We start from the raw sequence: 21,107 nt of genomic DNA on the forward strand, positions 1-21,107 counted from the left end.
TCTATACACCTCAGCATAGGTGCGCTGCCACTCAGAGGGCAGTCTTGATCTCCGAGCTCTCCGAGCTCTCCGAGCTCTCCGAGCTCTCCGAGCTCTCCGGTGAACTCTGCCGAGCCGAACCTCGTAAGCGGCCAGCGCCGGCGTCGTCGTCGTGCCTGATTCGGGGGCAGGCCCCAGACCTCATGTGGCCTGCCCCCGAAGCGGCTCAGTTCTTGATGTAGCCGTTGGGGTTGAGCACGAACTTCTTCGCCGCGCCCTTGTCGAATTCTGCGTAGGCCGCCGGGGCGTCTTCAAGCGCAATCGCAGTGGCGCTGACCGCCTTGGCGATCTGGACCTTGTCGTGGAGGATCGCCTGCATGAGGTGGCGGTTGTACTTCATGACCGGGCACTGACCGGTGGTGAAGGACAAGGATTTCGCCCAGCCCAGACCGAGACGGATGGAGAGCGAGCCGACCTGGGCCGCCTCGTCCACCCCGCCCGGGTCGCCGGTGACGTAGAGGCCAGGAATGCCGAGTGCGCCACCGGCCTCGGTGAGGTCCATCAGCGAGTTCAGAACGGTGGCCGGGGCCTCCTTCGCTGAATCAGCGCCGTGCCCACGTGCCTCGAAACCGACCGCGTCGACGCCGCACTCGACCTCTGGCACCCCAAGGATCTGTTCGATCTGGTCGCGTGGGTCGCCCTTGGAGACGTCGACGGTTTCACATCCGAAGGATCGGGCCTGCGCCAGTCGCTCTTCGTTGAGGTCACCGACGATCACCGCACCGGCGCCCAGCAGCTGTGCACCTACAGCGGCGGCGAGCCCGACCGGGCCGGCGCCGGCGATGTATACCGTGGATCCGGGTCCGACGCCGGCGGAGTATGCACCGTGGAACCCGGTCGGAAAGATGTCAGAGAGCATGGTCAGATCGAGGATCTTCTCCAGCGCCTGGTCCCGGTCTGGAAACTTGAGCAGGTTCCAGTCGGCATAGGGCGTCAGCACGTACTCGGCCTGCCCGCCGACCCAGCCGCCCATGTCGACGTATCCATAGGCGCTGCCAGGGCGATCCGGGTTCACGTTGAGACAGATCCCGGTCTTGCGCTCCTTGCAGTTGCGACACCGTCCACAGGAGATGTTGAACGGCACGGAGACGATGTCGCCGACCTTGATGAATTCCACATCGGGGCCCACTTCCACCACCTCCCCGGTGATCTCGTGTCCGAGGACGAGGCCGGCAGGCGCAGTGGTCCGGCCTCGCACCATGTGCTGGTCCGAGCCGCAGATGTTCGTGGCGACGGTCCGGAGAATGGCCCCGTGCGGCACTTTGCGACCGATGTTGGCCGGGTTGACGCCGGGTCCGTCCTTGAGCTCGAACTCGGGATACGGGGTGTCCACGACCTCGACCACACCTGGGCTCTTGTACGCGATTGCACTGTTTGTAGACATTGTTATCCTCTCGTGGGATCGTGACGAGCGATTTCCGTCACATGGATAAAGTCTCTAGCTGGCCGTGGGTCTTCTCAATGACCCGTGAGACCGGGCAGAGCTCTACCTTTAGGTAGGTCGGGTCAGTAGAATTTGAAATATGGCTCGCGTCACAGGTCTCGACGGTCTCCTCCCCGAGCTCTTCGACCTGCTTGCCTCGCCGCTCGGCTTGATCGTTCGCGGACTCACTGAACTGCTGAACCCACTGGTCACACATTCCGCACTGGTCATGCTCACCGCAGATGCCAGCGGCGGTCGCATCCAATGCACCGGCGACCCTGCCGTCCAACGTGGCGTGCGCGGACTGGATGTCGACCAGCTGCGAAGAGGGGCCGGCGGCGTCGAGGGCGTTCATCGGACAACGCTGCGCGTCGGGGAAGCGCAGCGTCCGGCGCTTCAGGTCCTGGCACGCAACGGCGCCCTCCTGGTGATCACCGATCCAGGCCCGGTCGCGACATCTGCGCCGCTGCTGGACATCTGGAACATCGTCTCGCTGCACCTGCAGGAGCGCGCAGATGAAGCCGCACCGGAGTATCTCCGCCATGCACGCTCGACGGCGGGAGTGCGGCTGCGGGCGCTGAGCGAGATCCAGGACGAGTACTCGGCAACGTTGGACAGCATCCTCGCTCCGCTCCGGTCGGGGCAGCTTTCTGATTCGGCGGCGCGAGACTCTGCCCTTGCCAGATCCGCTGCAGGGCTGACTCGACTCAACGGGATGACTGAACAGGCGCGCGTCGTGGCCGAGGAGTCCGTCAACATGTCCTTCGCGCGGCTCAAGGAGGAGCTCTGGTCCGCCACGCGTCACTGGCACGTCGACCTGGAGTTCATCGACCCGCTGGAGGGGGACCACCTGGTTCCCGATGATGTCGCTCGGGGAGCCCGGGCCGTGGTCACCCGGGTCATCCTCAGCCGCATGGAGAGTTCCGAGGTCAGCCGGGTCCGCGTGCAGTGGGACTGCGACGGGAGTGATCTGGTGGTCAGGATCCGGGACGACGGCGATGGCGGCACGCTCGACGCCGATGCGCTGCGGCAGATCGCGGGGCAGCGCGTCCAGGCGCTCAGAGGTCAGCTCTCGGTGAGTTCGACAGCTGGCTGGGGGGCCGAGCTCTCGGCCGTCCTGCCGCTGGACCCGCCCCCGGCGGGACCGTCCACTGCCGCGATCGCCGGTCTGCGACCGCGGGAGGTGCAGGTGGCGACCCTTCTGGCCGCGGGCAGCAGGAACCGTGCCATTGCCGAGGAACTGGGCATCAGCGAGAACACGGTCAAGTTCCACATCTCACGCATACTGCAGACCCTGCAGGCCGGCTCTCGTGCGGAGGCCATCGCCGCGCTCCTGACGGAACAGCAGGCCTGAGAGTACAAGAACCGGCTCATCCCCTTCGGATGAACGGCAGTGTCGACCTGCCCACTCTCGTCCAGACTTGTCCCAACCCCGGATCACTATTGGCGGATACAGGTTCCGACACGGGACTCCACGTCCCGTCGATCAAGGAGGTAGGAAAGAGATGGTTGAGCACAGAAGGATCGCAGCGGCGGTCTTCGTGATCCTGCTGGGGACAGCTGCATCGGCGGGATGTGCCAGCGAGACCCCCGAAGAGAACACTGACGCCGCATGCTCCTCCGTCGAGGAGCTGGGATCGGCGGTGGAGGAGGCCCAGATCGAACTGGACGAGGATTCCACGGTCGAGGAGGTGCGCGCCCAGAGGGACAACCTGGAGGAGAAGGTCCAAGCCGCCCTCGAAGACCTCGGTGACGTCCAGCAGGACCGCGTCGATGAGCTCGATGAGGCCTATCAGCAGCTGACTTCATCGGTGGAGAACCTGGAGGACGACGCAACGGTCACGGAAGCAGTCCAATCCATCCAAGAGGAGGTCGCCGCGATCGGCGATGCCCGGGGTGGCGTCTGGGAGGAACTGTCCTGCGAGGACCCGGCCGAATAGGCCTTGGTGTTGAGGTCGCCTGTCATTCTGAGGCGACCGGATCCTCCCTCAGCGCCTCATCGAGGATCCGCGCCTGGCGCAGCGAGAAGTGATCCTCTCCCTCCGGAAACTCGGCACGCACCTGCATGAAGCCCTGTTCGCGATACCAGCTGGAGCCCTCCTGGGCTGCGGTCAACGCGTCGAAGGGCGCGTAGGGCACCGAGCCGTTATCCAAGGTGCCGGTCACCCAGATCAGGTCCAGGAACTCGAGCTGTTCCGAGCTGGGTTCCTCGACCAGGGCCTGCGGGGCACCTCCGCCGCCGAGCATGAGGGCGCCGCCGGTCACGGACTGCGGGTTCCGAGGGAGCACGCCATAGGAGATCATCTCGGCGCCCCCCGAGTACCCCATCCACCACACGTCCTCAGGGCCGAGACCATAGGGTGCCAGCACACGTTCGTCCAGCAGGTCCTGCAGCCATGGGAGGTTGGTCGAGATGTCCTCCCACCAGGTGAGCTCGCCCTCCACATCCGGGGTGAGCGGGGCCAGCAGCACCATGTTGCGTGACGCAGCGACCGCCGCGAGGCAGTTGAGCAGGCCGTCGGGATCGTCGTACTCGGCTCCGCCGTCACCGTGGAGCCTGACCACCACACCGACCGGCTCGTTGAAGTCCACTCCCCGGGTGAACAGGTGATACTCACTGGACGCGGATTCCGAGGTGAACCCCTGATTCAGCTGCACCGAGTCCTGCCCGCCCTCGGTCGCACCTCCGGTGCCGGTCACCGGATCGGGGTCTGCCCGAGGATCTGGTCGGTCGATCCCGTGCATCTCACATCGCGCAGGCGAGTCCGCGGCAGCCTCGGTGTTCTCGTCCTCTCCCAGGAGGAGGGCCAGGACGAAGAACACCAGGAAGGCCGCGAGCACAGCAGCCACCAGCCCGGAGAGCAGGGCCCAACGTCTGGTCATAGTTGGATTCCTTGCTGTTGCGTCCGACGTCGGCCTGCAGGGCGTGGCGGAGGCCCTGGCCGGCGGATGGGAGGAGACTCGTGCCTGCGCGCGAGCGGCTTCTGTGAGAAGTGTAAGAGATGCGGGGCAGCAGCGGAATCATGATTCATCAGGAGTGCGGCGCCCACGGATGAACCCGCCGCTCAGGGCAGGCGGGGAGCAATGGGTCGAACAGCCAACCCTGCAGCACTGACCTCGTCTGTGGTCCAGACACCAGCTCGGCGTGATCGAGGAAGTCGCCGGTCGACGCAGTGCCGTGACGGTGCTTGGCGGTCCAAGATCGCAGAAGTCCGAAGAACTGGTCCTCGCCCAGGAAGATCCGCAGAGCATGCAGTGTGAGGGCGCCGCGCAGATAGATGCGTTCATCGAACATATGCGCTGCACCAGGGTCGACCAGCAGGATGTTCTGCGGAAGCGAGACCAGCCGATCATGTGCCGCGCGGGCGCGGGTGTCGGCGTCGAGCTGGTCAGACGCCTCCGACCAGAGCCACTCCGCATACGTGGCAAAGCCTTCGTTGAGCCAGATGTCAGACCATCGGCGCGGGGTCACGGAGTTGCCGAACCACTGGTGGGCGAGTTCGTGGGCGGCCAGCCGCTCCGATGTCCAGTCCGCACCGAGATGGTTCGAACCCAGAATCGACAACGGCTGAGATTCCAGAGGCATCTCCAGGGGGTCGTCGGTCACCACGACCTCGTAGGAGTCGAACGGGTACTCCCCGAAGTCCCGCTCGAAGACCGCCATCATGGAGTGCTGCTTGGCCAGGACATCCTGGCCCTGCCGCCACAGATGGTCCCCACAGGCCAGGAGCAGCGGGACCCGCGCCGGCACGTGCTGCGCGTTCGTGATCGGACCGCGTCGGTATTGTCCGATCTGCACCGTGGCGAGGTAGGTCGCCAGCGGCGCCCTGGATTCCCAGGTCCAGGCCCGCCGGTCGCCGTCCTGGGTCACGTGGAGAAGCTCGCCGTTGCTGATCGCGGTGTAGTCCGAGTCGACCAGGATGGTGCAGTTCAAGGTCGCCTTGTGTCCGGGGTGGTCGTTGCATGGAAACCAGGTGGCAGCTCCGTTCGGCTGTCCGGCCACCAGCACGCCGTCGGTGAGCTCTTCCCATCCGACGTCGCCCCAGGGGCCCTTCTGCGGTCGGGGTTTCCCCCGGTAGTCCACGACAATGGTGATCGCCTGATCGGCGGCGAGGTCTGCGGGCAGCACCAGCTTGGTGCGAGTCTGTCTGAACCTGACCGCGGCGTCGTTGAGCTGCACCCCGCTGACCTTGAGTCCGCGCAGATCGAGTTCGATGGCGGAGGTCTCCGCGAGCACGCGCCCGTGGAGCACCGCGCGGGCGTTCAGTCGGTTCGGTTGGATCTCATAGTCCAGATGCAGGTCGTAGTGGTCGATCTGGAGCTCCGCCGACCCGGAGGTCGGGGTATAGGAGTCGGGCTGGATCATCAGCGAGACACGCATCCTTTGCGAAGATCGTCAGAGTTCAGTGCACAGCACCCGCAGGCGGCAAAACGATGTGAAGATGAGCTCACGCATTCCTGGTCGGTCGTCAACCAGGACCGAGCTTTCAGGAGGTGGACCGGTGGACTGGGCCTATAGACGCACCAACGACGCGGACTCGATCGTGAGCGCCCTGGTGGCCGACGCCTATGGGGTCGACCCGGCACGTGTGGAGCTGGTCCAGCGCCGCGGAGCACCGGAGGCGCGGATCGAGGGCAGGCGGGTGGAACTCTCAAGGTCGCGCTCCCATGGTTTCGTCGCGGCGGCGTGCGCCGGGCCGGGGGAGCAGCTCTCGCTGGGGATCGACATCGAGGCGGTCCAGCCGTTCCTGGATTCGACGACGGAGCCGGCCCTTTTTGCCGAAGTCATCCTGGCGCCTCAGGAGCTGGAGTGGTTCCGCGCGACGACGGGGGCGGCCGAGGTCGACAGACTCAATCGGCTCCTGCGGACCTGGGTCCGGAAAGAGGCGGTGCTCAAGTCGCTGCACACGGGTTTCGATGTCGGCCGCGGAGGCCTGGCGCCCGCGGACGTGGTGCTCAATGAGCCATGGGAAGCGCCCCTGTGTCTCAGCCACACGCGGGTCACCGTGACCGACCTGCCCAGCCGAGACGACGCGGGCACCGATGGATCCGTGATGATGGCCCTTGCGCAGAACGCCGGGCCGCTCGTTCTCCCGCGACGATGAGCCGACGAGACGGCGGTGGCTCTGAGTCGACGACGCGGTCCGCCGAGCTACTCGCCGTGTGTCCCGGGTCCGGTGGAACCTTCGGGCGTCTGGGCGCCGTCGATCTTGCTCCGCCAACGTTCTTTCACGTCCTCGGGCAGGTCCTCCCATGGCTCAGCCTCCGACATCATGAGACCGGCGAGCAGCTTCCTGCGTTCGTTGTACAGGGCCTGGGCCGCTTCGTCCCGGATACTGCGCACTTACCCCTCCAGCACCGTGGAAAAAAACGTAGGAAGGCGTGCACATATGGCGACGCCTGGTTCTCGGTGCAAGTGTAGTGGACCGAAAACTACAGGCTTGACTATGGTGCTATCTCGGTGTTCCTCCTCGTAGGCGCTCCTCCACCCGGTTGTGGACGGTGCGGGAGACCGCGGTGATCCCACGCTCCAACGGGCCGGCACCCCTGAAATGCAGCCAGACCATCGCGAACAGGATCGCCGCAGAGGCCTGGAAGGCGAAGGACGCCCATGGTGCCTCCGCGAGGAACCCGGAGGCCAGGAGGAGCAGGTGCACGGTGTACAGCGTCAGGGTCATGCTGCCGATGGCTGCAAGAGGTGCCAGGAACCTGCCGGCCACCCGTGCGAGAAGCAGCATGGCTCCAAGGACCGCGACGGCGGTGCCCAGTGCGTTGAGGACCTCGAACGGAGTCGAGGTATACGGAGCCAGGACGGTCTGCCACCACCACGTCGTCGTCGGAAGGTCCGGAGGTGGCCCCCAGGTGAGGAAGTCGTGGATGACCACAGGCGACCAGGGTGTCGCCACGTGCAGCTGGTGGTGACCACCGAGCGGACCCTGCAGCAGCGCGGAGCTCAACCAGGCGGCGACGGCGACCACCGTGCCGGTGATGAGCAGCCGGATGGCGGTGGACGTCGCTCGCAGGTCGAGACGTCCGATGGCAAGGCCTGCACACACGTAGGCCATCCACGGGATCACCGGGAAGCTGCCCGTGAACAGGACGACGCTGGCCGACGCGATCGGGTCGGTGACCACGGTCGTGAAGCTGGGGTCGTAGCCGTCGAGGTCCGGCAGTGCGTCGCCGACCAGATGGATCAGGACGGGGCCCAGCGCTGCGATGCCGACGGCCAGCGCCACCAGCGCCCTGACTGGGAGCCGAAGCAGTGGGATCGCCAGCAGGAACATCGCACCGTAGTACACCAGGATGATCGCAGCCGGCGGGTCGACTGAGGCGACCAGGAGTCCGATCAGCGCGATCAGTGCCGCTCGGGCGGCCAGCGCAGCCTTGGAGGCGGTCAACGCGTGGCCGCTGGGCGGACGAGCTCCACCGGTCATGAATGCCAGCGCGACTCCAGCGAGCAGGGCGAAGAGCGCTGCCGATACACCGGAGAACATCGTCCAGACGAAGGTCGGTTCGCCGTCGTCGGTCCAGGACGGCAGGATGTGGATCGCCATCATGCTCAGCAGCGCGAGCCCGCGGGCAGCATCGACTCCGATCAGACGGCGTCTGCGCTTCTGCTGGATCGCGGATGCGTGAGGCGCCGTGGTGGCGGAGTCGCCTTTCAGGGTGTCCTTCATGGCAGACGCTGGCTGAGGACGGGCTGCGATTCGGCGGACTTCGACACTGTGACGGCCTGTGCCGCGGCGGGTCGACTGGGGGCGTGGCGGTTCGGCCTGGGTCGCCGCGGAACAGGCAGATCCGGGATCCCGGAGGTGGCCAGGTCCTGGGCCAGCTGCTGCCGCTGCGAGTCGTCGAGCTCGATCAGCGGCATCCGGACCGGACCGCCGGGCAGCCCTCGCATCGCCAGGGCGGCCTTGACCGAGGCGGCCGCTGGTGCGCGGAACATCCCCTCATAGACGGCGACCAGCTGACGGTGGACCGCGGCCGCCTGGACCGCTCTTCCCTGTTGATGACAGCGCTGCATCTGGCGCAGCAGATCGGCGGCGACGTGTCCGATGACGGAGACGAGGCCCACGGCGCCGATCGAGAGCAGCGGCAGGTTCAGCACGTCCTCTCCTGAGTAGTAGTGCAGATCGGTGTGCTGCATGACCCAGGAGCTGGAGGCGAGGTCGCCCTTGGCGTCCTTCACCGCGACGATCTGCGGGTGCTCCGCGGCGGCGACCAGAGTCTCCCGGCGGATCTCCACCCCGGTGCGCCGAGGGATGTCATAGAGCATGACGGGCAGCGAGGTGCTGTCCGCGATGGCGGTGAAATGCCGCAGCATACCGGCCTGACTGGGACGCGAATAGTAGGGTGCGACCACCATGAGTCCAGCGGCCCCGGCCCCGGCCGCGGCCTGTGCCAGCTCGATGCTGTGCTGCGTGCTGCCTGAGCCGACGCCGGCGATCACGCAGACGCGTCCTCCGACAGCGGCGGATACCGTCCTGACCATGGCGGTCTTCTCGGCATCGGTGGTGCTTATCGATTCGCCCGTGGTGCCGTTGACCACGAGTCCGTCGTTCCAGCCGTCTCGGGTGAGCCAGCGAGCGAGGTCCCTGGCTCCTTCCAAGTCCAGCTGTGCCGACTCATCGAACGGAGTGACCATCGCCGTCATGAGGGTGCCGAACTGGGGAGCGCGGAACCTGAGATCGGGTGCCGAATCCATGGTGCGTCCTCCTTTCAACGGGTTGTTCCGGTGGGTGCGAAGGAATCTCGCGATCCGACTGTGCCGACGGCGCGGCGAATCGGGTTCCCGTTCCAGGTGGTCGACTCCGGGATGCTCTCCGAACGCATGACCAGGGAGCCGGCGCCGACGCTCGCGTGTGCACCCAGCGAGCTGCCGGGGAGCACGATGCTATTCGGCCCGAGCGAGGAGCCTTCCTCGAAGTGGACCCGGTCCAGTCGCATGATCCGGTCGTGGAAGAGGTGGGTCTGCAGGACGGTGCCGCGGTTGACCGAGGAGCCCCTGTCGAGCTGGATCAGGTCGAACTCCGGCAGCCACCAGGTCTCACACCAGACGCCTCGACCGATGCGTGCTCCCATGCCGCGCAGCCACAGGTTCAGCAGCGGGGTGCCCAGGCTCATCCGGATCAGACCTGGGACGGCGAGAGCTTCGGAGAAGCAGTCGGCCAGCTCATTGCGCCAGACGAAGGAGCTCCACAGCGGCTTCTCGGTTGCTGTGAACCTGCCCACGAGCAGCCATTTGGCGGTCATCGCGATGAGTGCGGCCAGGATCCCGCTGGCCAGCAGCACGGGCCCGGAGAGCATCACAGCGACCCCGAATCCGTAGCTGGTGTACACCGTGGCGAGCACCCAGACCGTGGTCAGCGCCAGCCATGCGGTGATGAACATCGGTGCTATCCGGCACAGCTCGACCACCGCGCGGGCAGCCTTGAGCCTGCGCGGTGGATCGAAGGTCAGCGAGGTGTCGACCTTCTCTGCGGCCCGAGGGAGTTCGATCGGCGGGTTGCCCAGCCACAGGGAGTTCGGCGGCATGTCCTTCGGCGCCGAGGACAGCACGGCGACCAGCGAGTTCGATGGCATCCGCTGGTTCGGACCGAGGATGGCCGAATTCCCGAGGAAGGCCTTCTTCCCGACGCTGCCGCTTTCGAGCTTCAGCCAGCCGCGCCGAACGTACTTGGAGGAGGCCAGGGAGTGATCTGCCAGGAAGGACTTGTCACCGACGCTGGTCAGATGCGGGATCGCCTCGACGGTGGCGGCTTCAACGTCCTTGCCCACATGGGCACCGAGCAGGCGAAGCCAGACCGGGGTGAGCATGCTGCTGTACAGCGGATACATGGTGATCAGCGACTTCGACATCAGCCGTCCTGACATCCAGGCGGCCCACGCGGGGACGCTGTGGACCGAGTGGGTGCCGCGAGGCATCAGCCGCCCCATCAGCCGGACGGATCCAGCAAGCAGGACGAGGTACATGACCACCGAGATGATGATGAACACCGGGGTCCACGCCGCGAGCGTCCACAGCGCGGGGACCAGTGCTTCATAGTCTGAGATCAGGTAGAGCATCAGGGCGGCTCCGGGCAGCGACGCCACCAGCCCCAGCAGTCCAAGCAGGCCGAGCCCGATCGGGTACAGCAGGTCGACGCCGCGTGTGCGGTGCTCCTTGGCCTCCTCGGTGTCGGGCCAGTCCTGCCCCGAGGCGCCGATGCGCTCCAGCGGGGAACCTGCCCAGTGTTCGTTCGAGGGGACGATGTCGTTGACCACACTTGCGGGGGCGATCTCGGCGTTGTCCCCGACGACGGCCCCGCCGAGCAGGGTCGACCTGGTGCCCACGCGGGCGTTCTGACCGATCCGGACGACGCCGATGTGAAGCTCGTCGCCCTCCAACCAGTGACCGGCGAGGTCGACGTCATGCTCGATGGATGCACCCGACTCGATCGCGGCGAAGCCGGTGACCGGCGGAAGGGCATCCAGGTGCACGTCCTTGCCGACACCTGCGCCCATTGCGCGGGCAAGCGTCGGTGCGAAGGGAGTCCCCATCAGTGCGTCCAACTGGCAGAAGGTCATGATCCGTTCGGCAGCCCAGAGCCGCACGTGGACCAACCCGCCGCGGGGGTAGATGCCCGGGCTGACCCCGTGGAGCAGCAGTCGTGCAGACCCGACGGCGGCGAGCGCTCTGGCGGGCAAGCTGAACAGGACCAGCCAGGCGACCAGGGTCGGCACCAGGGGCGGGTTCGGCACCCACGGAGTTTCACCGATCTGGAACAGCACCAGGCAGACGATGGCGATGCCGGTCACGTAGCGCAGTCCGATGATGCCGTAGAGACCTGCGATGAGCGGCATCTGCAGGAGGCCGGTCCACCGTGGTGTGGGACGAGTCGTCCGTGCCACGGAGGTGCCCGGATCCAGCTGCCGCAGGTGTGAGGACATCGCAGAGAGCGTGGGATGGGCGTAGAGGTCAGCGATCGAGACGTCTGGGTAGCGCTTGCGCAGCGTCGAGACGAGCTGCGCCGCGGTCAGGCTTGAACCGCCCAGTGCGAAGAAGTCGCTGTCCGCGGTCATCGGCACCGGCCCCAGCAGGCCCGTCCATTTCTCGGCGAGCCAGACGAAGTCCGTGTGCAGCGCCGTGGCTGCTGCCGCGGCGCTCGGATCGGCCGGGAGCGGCCAGGGAAGTGCCTTGCGATCGACCTTGCCTGAGGTCTTCACCGGAAGCTCGTCGATCACTGCCAGGGCGGGTACAAGCCGCCCCGGGAGCTGTTCGGTGAGCTGAGCGCGTGCCTCGACCAGGTCGATCCTCCGGCCGGGTGCCGGTACGAGATAGCCTGCGAGGATGCCGTTGCCATCCGGGCTCTTCTGCACCGCGCTGGCGCCTGCGGCGACGTTCGGAAGGTTACTGAGCGCCTCATCGACCTCGCCCAGCTCAACGCGCTGACCGGCGAGTTTGACCTGATCATCAGCCCTGCCCACGAAGATCAGCCCCTCCATCTCGGCTCGCACAAGATCACCGCTGCGGTAGGCGCGCGGCCAGCCGAGAGTGGTCATGGGAGCGTACTTCTCGGCGTCCTTCTCCGGATCCAGGTAGCGCCCCAGTCCGACTCCGCCGATCACCAGTTCGCCCACCTCTCCCCAGGGGACCGGTCGGTCAGCGGCATCCACAACTGCCAGCTGCCAGCCGAGGAGCGGAAGACCGATGCGCACCGGCGTCGACCCGTCGACCAGAGCGCCGCATGACACGACGGTGGCCTCGGTGGGTCCGTAGGTGTTCCAGACCTCGCGGCCCTCGGTGGCCAGACGGGCCACGAGTTCCGGCGGGCAGGCCTCGCCGCCGAAGATCAGCAGCCGAACATTCTCCAGGGACTCTGCCGGCCACATCGCGGCCAAGGTCGGGACGGTCGAGACGGCGGTGATGCCGCGTTCGACCAGCCAGGGGCCGAGGTCCTCGCCCGAGCGGACGACATCGCGCGGCGCTGGGACCAGGGAGGCTCCGTAGCGCCAGGCCAGCCACATCTCTTCGCAGGAGGCGTCGAAGCTGACCGAGAGGCCTGCCAGCACGCGATCGCCGGGGCCGAGCGGTGAGTCGAGGCAGTACATCGAGGCCTCGGCGTCCACGAATGCCGCCGCTGACCTGTGTGAGATGGCAACGCCCTTCGGCTTGCCGGTGGAGCCCGAGGTGAAGATGATCCATGCGTCGTCGTCGCCGGTGGGAGGCCGGTCGGCTCCGCGCGGGGGTGACTCGGGCAGGAGGCGCACATTGAGGCCTGATTCGATCACTGCGGTGACCCCGGCCTCCTGCCATACGACCCTGGCGCGCTCCTCGGGCTCGTCGTGGTCCACCGGAACGTAGGCGGCGCCGCGGTAGAGAGCGGCCAGGACGGCGATGTAGAGATCCACGGTGCCCGAGGGCACTCGGATGCCCACCCGGTCACCTGTGCCGATGCCGGATGCCCGCATGCTCAGCGAGACCGTCTCCATACGACCCAGCAGCTCCAGATAGGTCAACGCGACGGCCCCGTCGTCGAGAGCGATCGCATCTGGGTAGGTGTCCACCGAGTGGAAGAAGATGTCCAACAGGGTGCGCGGAGAGGTCACCGCACCGCCGGAGTAGACGGCAGTCGAGGGGGCGAGGGTGTTCCCGTTGGCAATGCCTTTGGAAGCGCCTGCCGGAGCGGTCAATGCAATGACCTCGTCCGGCGTCGTCTCACGGTGGACGGGGGCAGAAGCAGTCTGGAGTGCAAGGTCCAGGGACACCGAGGGGACGGCCTTCGGTGAGCCTTCGTATAGAACCATAATCACCTTTTCGTCTGGGCAAGTCTGCGTCGGATCCAGATTTTGGCGCGACTTAGGGGTTCCGGCTCCACATGTCGGAGCTGTTGCAAACAGGGATACGCCGTCAGTAGTGGCCGCGTTCAATGAGGTTTCACAATTTGTTGATGTGACCGCCCGGTCGATGTGCTCGACCACGACCATCCCGGGTGCTGGGAAGCTGCCGGGACCCGGCTGACCTGGTTGAGGTTATGAACAGGAGGGTCAACACAATGACCCGGGCGGCCTAGTGGGCCCAGGCGTGCGCCGATACCGAGCTGACCTGGGGCCGCGGGGCCCGCGTGACTACGTGTGAACCGAGCGGCGCGCACGGGGATCGGGTTACGGCCGCGGTGTCGGAATCTGGTCCATCGGAGGGGGCCCGAGGCCAGGCGAGAGGGTCCACTTCTCGGGCGAGCTCCGGGACACGCTGCGTGAGCTGGCCGGTGCGGCACCCCGCATCATGTTCGGGGTCATGTAATGGCCGCCTGACCTGGTCTGATGAGGAGTGTGCTACCCCGTTCCACATACCCACTGGTCAGATATCGTGCGGAAGTATGGCGTCATAGGGAATGCTGAGGCTGTGTCGAGTGAGGATGTGCGATCAGCTCGGTGCGGATCGCGTCGCGTAACAAGTGTGAGTTTTATCACATCTTGTGGAACTGACAAGCCGTCGATACTCTACTTAAGGATCTAAGCACTTAAGGACCGTCCCCGGTCAGCATCCTTGCACCGGAATCTCTCGGGGACCAGGAAGGTGTGTCCCTATGTCCGTCTCCCCCACCGTTCAAGACAGCATCTCTGGTCAGCGCGCCCCCAGCGTCAACCAGGCCCCTGACCAGAATGATCTCTGCGCCCCGGCCGCGCTCATTCTGAGGGAAGCGAAGCCGGTGCATCGTCATGGGTCTGGCCTGAACATTAGGCCCCGATCCAGACCCTGCCAGACCTCGACTCGGCATACATCTTTCGGTCACAGCAATCGTGTCGTGCTGGATCTGGCTGTGCCGGGGGGTGCCCTCGATGTCCCCAGAGGATGAGAGGCCCTTCGATGTCCGGGAAGCCTTCGCTGATCATGGAGCGGCCCTGTTCTCCTTCGCGCTCAACGCGCTGGGGGATCGAGCTGAGGCGGAGGACTGCGTCCAGGAGGCCTTCATCAGGGCCTGGCGGAACAGGGATCGGTACAGCAGCTCGCGAGGCTCGGTGCGGACCTGGCTGTTTGCCATCGAACGGAACCTGGTCATTGACTCTCTTCGAGCACGCTCCCGGCGCCCGGCACCCTCAGACCCTGAGAAGATCGAGTGGGCCAGTGAGCCGGTGACGGAAGACCTCGTCATCATCGAGCGGCTGGTCCTCTATGAGTCCCTCGCGACCCTCACCTTCGAGCACCGGGAGGTGATTACCGCTGTCCAGCTGGACGGCGTAGGCTACCAAGAGCTCTCGGCTCAGACGGGAGTTCCGGTCGCGACCTTGCGGACGCGGATGTATTACGGACTGAGATCACTGCGACTGGCACTGGGAGGAAACGCTTACGATGAGGGAAATGCCTTCGCGGCGGGAGGAGCTCATCGCCGGGGCGCTGACGGGCGATCTCAGTGACGATGAGCGGCAGGAATTCAACGAGGCTCGAGCTGCAGACCCGTCGATCGACGTGGAACTCGCTGAGCTTCGTGCCGCGGCCGCGCGCTTGAAAGCGGCAGAAGTGACCTGGCGCGAGGAAACGCCCCCCTCCGGCCTGGAAGAGCGAATCCGGAGAGAGACTTTCGAAGAAGGTCGAGACTCAGACGGCGAAGACGGGCACTCGAGCTCGTACCCCGCGTCCTGATCTGGCCCTGTGCACCCGCACTCTCCAGGCGGTGAGAATGGTGCGCTCCCAGCTTTCCGATCGGCCCCGCGCGGTGAGCTGACCTGCATGGAGAATGCTCGACGGTGCAGGATCTCCTCGTATAGGTTGATCAGGACGCGGAGCGACCACACAGCACAGGAGGCGCCTTGACTCAGCATCCAGGCCAGAACGATCCGACCGAAGGCGAAGATCCCACCACGGGTCGGGCCCCGGAGGAGACCGGTGGCGACACCGATTCGGCCGCCCACCAGCCGACCAAACCGCTGGGCAGCACGCCCAGTGACCCCCGCACAACCGGTCAGGCCCCTGAGCAGGGTCGTCCCGTCCAGCCCGGGCAGGGTCCAGGCCAGCCCGGCACGGGTCCAGCCCACCCCGGCCAGAGGCCCTACGGCCAGTCGGCCACTCCGCCCCAGCAGGGTCCCGGCGGCGGCTTCGGGACCTCGGGGTACGGCTATGGGCAGCAGCAGGGTTACCCTGCCCAGGGTCAGCCGGGCCAGGTTCAGCCTGGCCAGGCGCCGTCAGGGCCGGGTGGGCAGCAGTACGGCGGCCAGTACTCCGGGCAGTCATATCAGCAGCCGTATCCGCAGCAGTACGCGCAGAATCAGGGAACGCCGACGACGAACCGGTCGCCTGAGGGCAAGAACTTCTTCGCGGCGCTCTTCGACTTCTCATTCCAGAGCTTCGTGGCCGTGAAGTTCGCCAAGTTCATCTATGCGATCCTGATCGCTTTCCTGGTGCTTGGGTACCTGTTCATCGTCGTCGTGTCCTTCACCGACAGTGCCGCAGCCGGCGTGACAGCGCTGTTGCTGGGCTGGATCCCCGCCGCGATCTATCTGATCCTGATCCGCATCTCGTTGGAGTTCATGATCGCGTTGGTCCGCACCTCGCAGAACACCGCAGGAACCCGCTCCGAGATCGAAGCGCTGCGATCTGAGCTGAAGAACCGCCGCTGATCCCTCCGGGCTTCACCGGAGACGACGACGACGGCGCCCGATCCTCCCAGTGGGGATCGGGCGCCGTCGTCGTCTGCGGGTCTAGGAGTACCGGGAGAAGGTCAGTCCAGCTCCACGATCACCGGGGCGTGATCTGAGGCGCCCTTGCCCTTGCGCTCCTCGCGGTCGATGGAGGCGGAGCTGACGCGCTCGGTGAGTGCCGGGGAGCCCAGCACGAAGTCGATGCGCATGCCCTCCTTCTTCGGGAAGCGCAGCTTGGTGTAGTCCCAGTAGGTGTAGACCCCGGGGCCGGGGGTGTGCGGCCGGACGACCTCGGTGTATCCGCTGTCCAGGAACCCCTGGAACGCCTCGCGCTCGGGCGCAGAGACATGGGTCAGGCCCTGCTCGCGGAAGAAGTCGATGTCCCAGACATCCTCGTCCTGCGGGGCGATGTTGAAGTCGCCCATCAGCGCGATCTGGGCCTGCGGGTCCTCGCTCAGCCAGGACTCGGCGTGCTCGTTGAGCTGACGCAGCCAGGCGAGCTTGTAGCTCATGTGCTCGTCCTCCAGGGAGCGCCCGTTGGGCACGTAGAGGCTCCAGATGCGCACTCCGCCGCAGGTCGCGGCAATCGCACGGGCCTCCTGGATCGGATCCTTGCCGCCCTTGCCGAAGACCGGCTGGTCCTGGAAGGTCCGCTCGACGTCCTTCATGCCGACGCGCGAGGCGATGGCCACGCCGTTCCATTGGCTGAGTCCGAAGTGGGCGACGTCGTAGCCGTTGGCCTCGAAGAGCTCCCAGGGGAAGTTCTCGTCCTTGCACTTGGTCTCCTGGATCGCCAGGACGTCCACGTCCGACCGATCCAGCCAGGCCTCGACCCGGTCGGCTCGGGCCCGCATCGAGTTCACATTCCATGTCGCAATCCGCATGGGGTCAAAACTACCAGCGGCGCCCGCGGGGGGCCGGGCTCAGCTGTGGCGCCACCAGTCATCCGCGATGGAGACCGGGACCGTGCGCTTGTGCCGGGTGCGCAGGTAGTGCTTCTCGAGGATCTCGGCCTCGCTGTCCGGGATCTCCCGGCCCTCGAGGTAGTCGTCGATGTGGTCGTAGCTGATCCCGAGCTCGGTCTCATCGAGCTGGCCGGGCTTGTCATCGAGCAGGTCAGCGGTCGGGGCCTTGGACCAGATGGTCTCGGAGGCGCCGAGGTGGCGCAGCAGCTGCCGGACCTGGCGCTTGTTCAGCGTGAACAGCGGCAGGATGTCCGCTCCGCCGTCGCCGTATTTGGTGAAGAAGCCGGTGATGGACTCGGCGCCATGATCGGTGCCGACCACCAGCGCGTTGTTCTCACCGCCGATGGCGTACTGGACGGTCATCCGCAGCCGGGCCTTCACGTTGCCGCGGTGGTAGTCCTGCATCGGACGGCCGAAGGCCTCGTCGAAGGCGATGTTCACTCCGGTGACTGCCTTCTCGATGTTGACGCTGTGGGTGTGATCCGGGGCGATGAAGTCCAGCGCGGCGGCGGCGTCGTCGGCGTCGTGCTGAACGCCGTGCGGCAGCCGCACCGCGTGGAACTGAGCCTCGTGGCCCTGCTCGCGCAGCTTCTCGACGGCGAGCTGGCACAGCCTGCCCGCCAGCGAGGAGTCCACGCCGCCGGAGATGCCCAGCACGAACCCCTTGGCCTTGGCGGTCTTGGCGTACTCGACCAGGAAGTCGACGCGGCGACCGACCTCCTCTGCGGGATCGATCTCGGGCTTGACGCCCATCTCTTCCACGATGTCTGTCTGTAGCTCACGCATGATCCGAGTCTACTCAGGAGCAGGTTTCGGCCAGATCACTGGAGCCTGTGTGTCAGCAGGGTCTGGGGGCGGGCGGCAGATCGGGCAGGTGCGGCAGATCCGACCGGTGCGTGAGGCATGGCTGCCGGGAGGGCGGCTGGGTACGCTGAGTCGACATCACCCTGCGGGCCGGAGGGGGAATCTGTCATGGCGCCGGACTATGGCGCGCGGTATCGCCGCTGGGTGAAGGTCACCGAGGTGCCCCTGACCGTCGTCTCGCTGGCCTTTCTGGCGGTATATGCCTATCTGGTGCTGGCCAATACAAGGCCCTCCGAGATCTCCTGGCCGCCGATCTTCCTGATCGCCGTCTGGGTGATATTCGCCCTGCATTACGCGATCAGCCTGGCGCTGGTCCGGCATCGGCGGCGCTGGTTCGTGACCCACCTGCACGAGCTCGCGATGGCGGCGCTGCCCTTCCTTCGACCGCTGCAGCTGCTCCGCCTGGTCAAGGTGGTGGCCGTGCTGCAGCGGACTATGGGCTCGGCCCTGCGGGGCCAGGTGTCGGTCTATGTCGCCAGCGTCTCGGCGATGCTGGTGCTGGTCTCCGCGCTCGGTGTCCTTGACGCGGAGCAGAACGCCGAGGGCGCGAATATCACCAGATTCGGGGACGCGATCTGGTGGGCCTTCGTGACCGTCAGCTCGGTGGGCTATGGCGACTACTATCCCGTGACCCCACTGGGCCGGCTCATCGCGATCGGGCTCATGTTGGCGGGCATCGCGCTGATCGGTTCCGTGACCGCGACGATCGCCTCCTGGCTCGTCGAGCGGATCGTCGAGGCGCAGGAGCAGGCCGCAAGGGGTTCCGATGGAGCGCGCAGCGGGAATGCGCCGGTGCGGGACCCGGACTCGGCGTCGGACGCGGGTTCCGTGACGGACTCGGGCCCGGCGGTGGACTCGGGTCCGGACCGCGGGGCCGCCGGGCCGCAGTCGGGGCCATAGTTAGGATGGTCCCATGACTGAGACCGCCGCCGGATCCCCGCAGCACGCCCCGCAGACCCACGACCCTGCCGCCGATCGCCAGCGCCTGAAGGAGCTCATCGGCGAGCTCGCGGTGGTGCGGGGGAAGGTGACGCTGTCCTCCGGGAAGGAGGCCGACTACTACATCGATCTGCGCCGGATCACCCTGCAGCACGAGGCTGCACCGCTGGTCGGGCGAGTCATCCGGACGCTGCTCGCGGACGCCGGCATCGACTACGTCGCCGCCGGTGGTCTCACCATGGGTGCGGATCCGGTGGGCACAGCGGTGATGCATGCCGCCGCGCAGGACGGCACGGCGACGGATGCGTTCGTGGTGCGCAAGGCGCAGAAGTCCCACGGCATGGGCCGCCAGGTCGAGGGCCCCAGCGTAGAGGGCCAGAAGGTCGTCGTCCTGGAGGACACCTCCACCACCGGCGGCTCCGCGCTGACCGCGGTGGAGGCCGTGCAGGCCGCCGGCGGAATCGTGCAGGCGGTCGCGGTGATCGTCGATCGAGACACCGGCGCCAAGGAGCACATCGAAGCCACCGCCGGGGTGCCCTACCTGTTCGCATATTCCAAGAACGACCTCGGTCTGGACTGATCCAGCGCCGACCCCGCTCGGGGTTCCATTGACGTTCATCGATATAGGGGTCTAGGCTCGAGATATCGAAGAACGTCGATGCTTGTCCGTCTGCTGTCGCACGACGGCCAGGCACCTCGAGATGGAGTCACCATGAAAGCCTCACCTGCCAGCATCGCTGAGCTGCCCGTCGTCGTCATCGGAGCCGGTCCCTCCGGACTGGCCGCCGCGGCGCACCTGCTCGAGCAGGGACTGGAGCCGCTGGTGCTCGAGGCCGAGTCCCAGGTCGGCGCCTCCATCCGCGAGTGGGGCCACATCAAGCTCTTCTCCCCCTGGCGCTACAACGTCGATGCCGCCGCCGCGCGGCTGCTGGACCCCACCGGCTGGGAGTCCCCACGGGCCACCGCGCTGCCCACCGGCGCCGAGCTCGTGCACGACTACCTCGAGCCGCTGGCGAACACTCCCGAGCTGGCAGGCCGGATCCGCACCGATCACCGGGTGCTCGCGATCAGCCGGGGGGAGCGCGACAAGACCCATGTCCAGGCCCGCACCGGTGAGCCCTTCGTGCTGCGCGTGGCCCACGCCGGCGAGGTGCTGCAGCTGCACGCCCGCGCGGTCATCGACGCCTCCGGCACCTGGGGCACCCCGAACCCGCTCGGAGCCGCGGGTCTCCCCGCCCTGGGGGAGGAGCGTCCCGAGGTGGCCCGGCGGCTGCTGGGCTCGCTGCCCGATGTGCTCGGCGTCGACGCCGACCGGCTGAGCGGGCGCCACATCCTGGTCGTGGGTGCCGGGCACAGCGCGGTCAACACCTTGCTGAACCTGGCCGCGCTGAGGCGGAGGGACCACGCCACCACGATCAGCTGGGCCATCCGCGGCGAGTCTGCCGAACGGGTCTACGGCGGCGGGGACGCAGACCAGCTGCCCGCCCGCGGCGCACTGGGACAGCGGCTGCGCCGACTCGTGGAGGAAGGTGAGATCACGCTGCACACCGGGGCCGAGGTCCACGCGCTGGCCGTGGTGGAGCCGAGTGCGGCGTCCCAGCCGGGTGATTCCCATTCCCACGCCCCCCAGTCCGACGACGACGCGGTCACCGCCGCTCTGGAAGTCTCCTTCGCCGATGGTCGCCGCACCCGGGCCGATTACCTCGCCGCAGCCACCGGGTTCCGCCCGCAGCTTCAGATGCTGCGCGAACTGCGGATCGAGCTGGATCCTGCGGTGGAGTCCCCGCGCCGGCTGGCCACGCTGATCGATCCCGAGTTCCACTCCTGCGGAACGGTGCAGGCGCACGGGGCTGACGTGCTGGCTCACCCGGAAGAAGGCTTCTTCCTTGCCGGGATGAAGTCCTACGGGCGAGCGCCGACGTTTCTGCTCGCCACCGGCTACGAGCAGGTGCGATCCATCGCGGCACACCTGGCCGGGGCCGATGCGGCGGCACGCAGTCTGAATCTGCCGGAGACCGGGGTCTGCTCGGGGGTCAGCGCCCCGGATCCCGACGCCGGGGTTGAGGCTGGGTCTGGGGCTCACGCGGCTGGGGTGGACGCGCCGGGAGCTGACGGTGCGCAGTCCTGTGGTGCCCCCGCGTCGGACGCGGCGCAGTCCTGTTCCAGCTTCTCGCCCGAACCCGTCGGAGCAGGCGCCGCGGCGCGCATCGGGGCCTCCACCGGCGTGCTGCACGGTCGCGCCGGCTGAGGTCCGCGAC

At 66.9% G+C, this 21,107-nt stretch carries 17 protein-coding genes; 8 read left to right on the forward strand and 9 right to left on the reverse strand.

The window, feature by feature from the left end; translation table 11 throughout:
* Positions 1 to 205: 205 nt before the first annotated feature.
* The gene (gene fdhA / locus BCL67_RS04680) at positions 206 to 1,423 is read right to left on the reverse strand and encodes a formaldehyde dehydrogenase, glutathione-independent (RefSeq protein ID WP_106122285.1); all 1,218 of its coding nucleotides are present in this window, start codon (positions 1,421 to 1,423) and stop codon (positions 206 to 208) included.
* 139 nt (positions 1,424 to 1,562) lie between these two features.
* Here fdhA and BCL67_RS04685 point away from each other — a divergent pair, with 139 nt between their 5' ends.
* Both BCL67_RS04685 and BCL67_RS04690 read left to right on the forward strand, forming a co-directional pair.
* Positions 1,563 to 2,816, forward strand: a complete 1,254-nt coding sequence (locus tag BCL67_RS04685) for a LuxR C-terminal-related transcriptional regulator (RefSeq protein WP_106122286.1) — start codon at positions 1,563 to 1,565, stop codon at positions 2,814 to 2,816.
* A 151-nt stretch (positions 2,817 to 2,967) separates the two neighbouring features.
* A complete protein-coding gene (locus BCL67_RS04690) occupies positions 2,968 to 3,402 on the forward strand; it encodes a hypothetical protein (protein ID WP_106122287.1) in 435 nt (144 codons plus the stop codon).
* 22 nt (positions 3,403 to 3,424) lie between these two features.
* On the opposite strand, the gene BCL67_RS04695 is transcribed toward BCL67_RS04690, so the two are convergent.
* On the reverse strand, positions 3,425 to 4,345 hold the full coding sequence (locus BCL67_RS04695) for a hypothetical protein (RefSeq protein WP_106122288.1): 921 nt from the start codon (positions 4,343 to 4,345) through the stop codon (positions 3,425 to 3,427).
* Positions 4,346 to 4,493: 148 nt separating this feature from the next.
* Positions 4,494 to 5,828: a M1 family metallopeptidase gene (locus BCL67_RS04700; protein ID WP_106122289.1), complete on the reverse strand. Its 1,335-nt coding sequence runs from the start codon at positions 5,826 to 5,828 to the stop codon at positions 4,494 to 4,496.
* Positions 5,829 to 5,964: 136 nt separating this feature from the next.
* Here BCL67_RS04700 and BCL67_RS04705 point away from each other — a divergent pair, with 136 nt between their 5' ends.
* Positions 5,965 to 6,567: a 4'-phosphopantetheinyl transferase family protein gene (locus BCL67_RS04705; protein ID WP_181255885.1), complete on the forward strand. Its 603-nt coding sequence runs from the start codon at positions 5,965 to 5,967 to the stop codon at positions 6,565 to 6,567.
* Between the two features lie 47 nt (positions 6,568 to 6,614).
* Here the strand turns inward: BCL67_RS04705 and BCL67_RS04710 are convergent, their stop codons facing one another.
* The 4 genes from BCL67_RS04710 to BCL67_RS04725 form a co-directional block, all read right to left on the reverse strand.
* Positions 6,615 to 6,806 carry a hypothetical protein gene (locus tag BCL67_RS04710; protein WP_106122291.1) on the reverse strand — a complete coding sequence of 64 codons (192 nt, stop codon included), beginning with the start codon at positions 6,804 to 6,806 and terminating at the stop codon, positions 6,615 to 6,617.
* A gap of 109 nt (positions 6,807 to 6,915) precedes the next feature.
* Positions 6,916 to 8,139 carry a heparan-alpha-glucosaminide N-acetyltransferase domain-containing protein gene (locus BCL67_RS04715; protein ID WP_106122292.1) on the reverse strand — a complete coding sequence of 408 codons (1,224 nt, stop codon included), beginning with the start codon at positions 8,137 to 8,139 and terminating at the stop codon, positions 6,916 to 6,918.
* Complete coding sequence (gene dapA / locus BCL67_RS04720; RefSeq protein ID WP_106122293.1) at positions 8,136 to 9,167, reverse strand: 4-hydroxy-tetrahydrodipicolinate synthase; 1,032 nt, start codon at positions 9,165 to 9,167, stop codon at positions 8,136 to 8,138. Before dapA ends, BCL67_RS04715 begins: the two co-directional genes overlap by 4 nt.
* 14 nt (positions 9,168 to 9,181) lie before the next feature.
* Positions 9,182 to 13,249, reverse strand: coding sequence for a Pls/PosA family non-ribosomal peptide synthetase (locus BCL67_RS04725; RefSeq protein ID WP_106122294.1), 4,068 nt, complete (start codon positions 13,247 to 13,249; stop codon positions 9,182 to 9,184).
* A 1,035-nt stretch (positions 13,250 to 14,284) separates the two neighbouring features.
* Here BCL67_RS04725 and BCL67_RS04730 point away from each other — a divergent pair.
* The gene (locus BCL67_RS04730) at positions 14,285 to 14,860 is read left to right on the forward strand and encodes a sigma-70 family RNA polymerase sigma factor (protein WP_106122295.1); all 576 of its coding nucleotides are present in this window, start codon (positions 14,285 to 14,287) and stop codon (positions 14,858 to 14,860) included.
* A 393-nt stretch (positions 14,861 to 15,253) separates the two neighbouring features.
* Positions 15,254 to 16,060 (forward strand): DUF4282 domain-containing protein, encoded by an 807-nt coding sequence (locus BCL67_RS04740; protein ID WP_106122297.1) that lies wholly within the window; start codon positions 15,254 to 15,256, stop codon positions 16,058 to 16,060.
* Between the two features lie 101 nt (positions 16,061 to 16,161).
* On the opposite strand, the gene BCL67_RS04745 is transcribed toward BCL67_RS04740, so the two are convergent.
* Together BCL67_RS04745 and nadE are read right to left on the reverse strand one after the other, a co-directional pair.
* Entirely contained in the window at positions 16,162 to 16,965 is an 804-nt protein-coding gene (locus BCL67_RS04745; RefSeq protein WP_106122298.1) for an exodeoxyribonuclease III, read from the reverse strand.
* Positions 16,966 to 17,004: 39 nt separating this feature from the next.
* Positions 17,005 to 17,832, reverse strand: coding sequence for an ammonia-dependent NAD(+) synthetase (nadE, locus tag BCL67_RS04750; RefSeq protein WP_106122299.1), 828 nt, complete (start codon positions 17,830 to 17,832; stop codon positions 17,005 to 17,007).
* 186 nt (positions 17,833 to 18,018) lie between these two features.
* On the opposite strand from nadE, the gene BCL67_RS15360 reads away from it, so the two are divergent.
* From BCL67_RS15360 to BCL67_RS04765, 3 genes are all read left to right on the forward strand, one after another.
* Complete coding sequence (locus BCL67_RS15360; protein WP_181255886.1) at positions 18,019 to 18,810, forward strand: potassium channel family protein; 792 nt, start codon at positions 18,019 to 18,021, stop codon at positions 18,808 to 18,810.
* A 13-nt stretch (positions 18,811 to 18,823) separates the two neighbouring features.
* Positions 18,824 to 19,429 (forward strand): orotate phosphoribosyltransferase, encoded by a 606-nt coding sequence (gene pyrE / locus BCL67_RS04760; RefSeq protein ID WP_106122300.1) that lies wholly within the window; start codon positions 18,824 to 18,826, stop codon positions 19,427 to 19,429.
* A 132-nt stretch (positions 19,430 to 19,561) separates the two neighbouring features.
* Positions 19,562 to 21,097, forward strand: coding sequence for an NAD(P)-binding domain-containing protein (locus BCL67_RS04765; RefSeq protein WP_258174757.1), 1,536 nt, complete (start codon positions 19,562 to 19,564; stop codon positions 21,095 to 21,097).
* Positions 21,098 to 21,107 lie beyond the last annotated feature (10 nt).

This window comes from Nesterenkonia sandarakina (assembly GCF_003003175.1).
In the GTDB taxonomy this organism is placed as follows: domain Bacteria; phylum Actinomycetota; class Actinomycetes; order Actinomycetales; family Micrococcaceae; genus Nesterenkonia; species Nesterenkonia sandarakina_A.

What these genes read in the sequence shown, in the direction of transcription:
- fdhA (WP_106122285.1), bottom strand. Translation starts at nt 1,423, where the DNA reads ATGTCTACAAACAGTGCAATCGCGTACAAGAGCCCAGGTGTGGTCGAG.
- BCL67_RS04685 (WP_106122286.1), top strand. Translation starts at nt 1,563, where the DNA reads ATGGCTCGCGTCACAGGTCTCGACGGTCTCCTCCCCGAGCTCTTCGAC.
- BCL67_RS04690 (WP_106122287.1), top strand. Translation starts at nt 2,968, where the DNA reads ATGGTTGAGCACAGAAGGATCGCAGCGGCGGTCTTCGTGATCCTGCTG.
- BCL67_RS04695 (WP_106122288.1), bottom strand. Translation starts at nt 4,345, where the DNA reads ATGACCAGACGTTGGGCCCTGCTCTCCGGGCTGGTGGCTGCTGTGCTC.
- BCL67_RS04700 (WP_106122289.1), bottom strand. Translation starts at nt 5,828, where the DNA reads ATGATCCAGCCCGACTCCTATACCCCGACCTCCGGGTCGGCGGAGCTC.
- BCL67_RS04715 (WP_106122292.1), bottom strand. Translation starts at nt 8,139, where the DNA reads ATGAAGGACACCCTGAAAGGCGACTCCGCCACCACGGCGCCTCACGCA.
- dapA (WP_106122293.1), bottom strand. Translation starts at nt 9,167, where the DNA reads ATGGATTCGGCACCCGATCTCAGGTTCCGCGCTCCCCAGTTCGGCACC.
- BCL67_RS04725 (WP_106122294.1), bottom strand. Translation starts at nt 13,249, where the DNA reads ATGGTTCTATACGAAGGCTCACCGAAGGCCGTCCCCTCGGTGTCCCTG.
- BCL67_RS04730 (WP_106122295.1), top strand. Translation starts at nt 14,285, where the DNA reads ATGTCCCCAGAGGATGAGAGGCCCTTCGATGTCCGGGAAGCCTTCGCT.
- BCL67_RS04745 (WP_106122298.1), bottom strand. Translation starts at nt 16,965, where the DNA reads ATGCGGATTGCGACATGGAATGTGAACTCGATGCGGGCCCGAGCCGAC.
- nadE (WP_106122299.1), bottom strand. Translation starts at nt 17,832, where the DNA reads ATGCGTGAGCTACAGACAGACATCGTGGAAGAGATGGGCGTCAAGCCC.
- BCL67_RS15360 (WP_181255886.1), top strand. Translation starts at nt 18,019, where the DNA reads ATGGCGCCGGACTATGGCGCGCGGTATCGCCGCTGGGTGAAGGTCACC.
- pyrE (WP_106122300.1), top strand. Translation starts at nt 18,824, where the DNA reads ATGACTGAGACCGCCGCCGGATCCCCGCAGCACGCCCCGCAGACCCAC.
- BCL67_RS04765 (WP_258174757.1), top strand. Translation starts at nt 19,562, where the DNA reads ATGAAAGCCTCACCTGCCAGCATCGCTGAGCTGCCCGTCGTCGTCATC.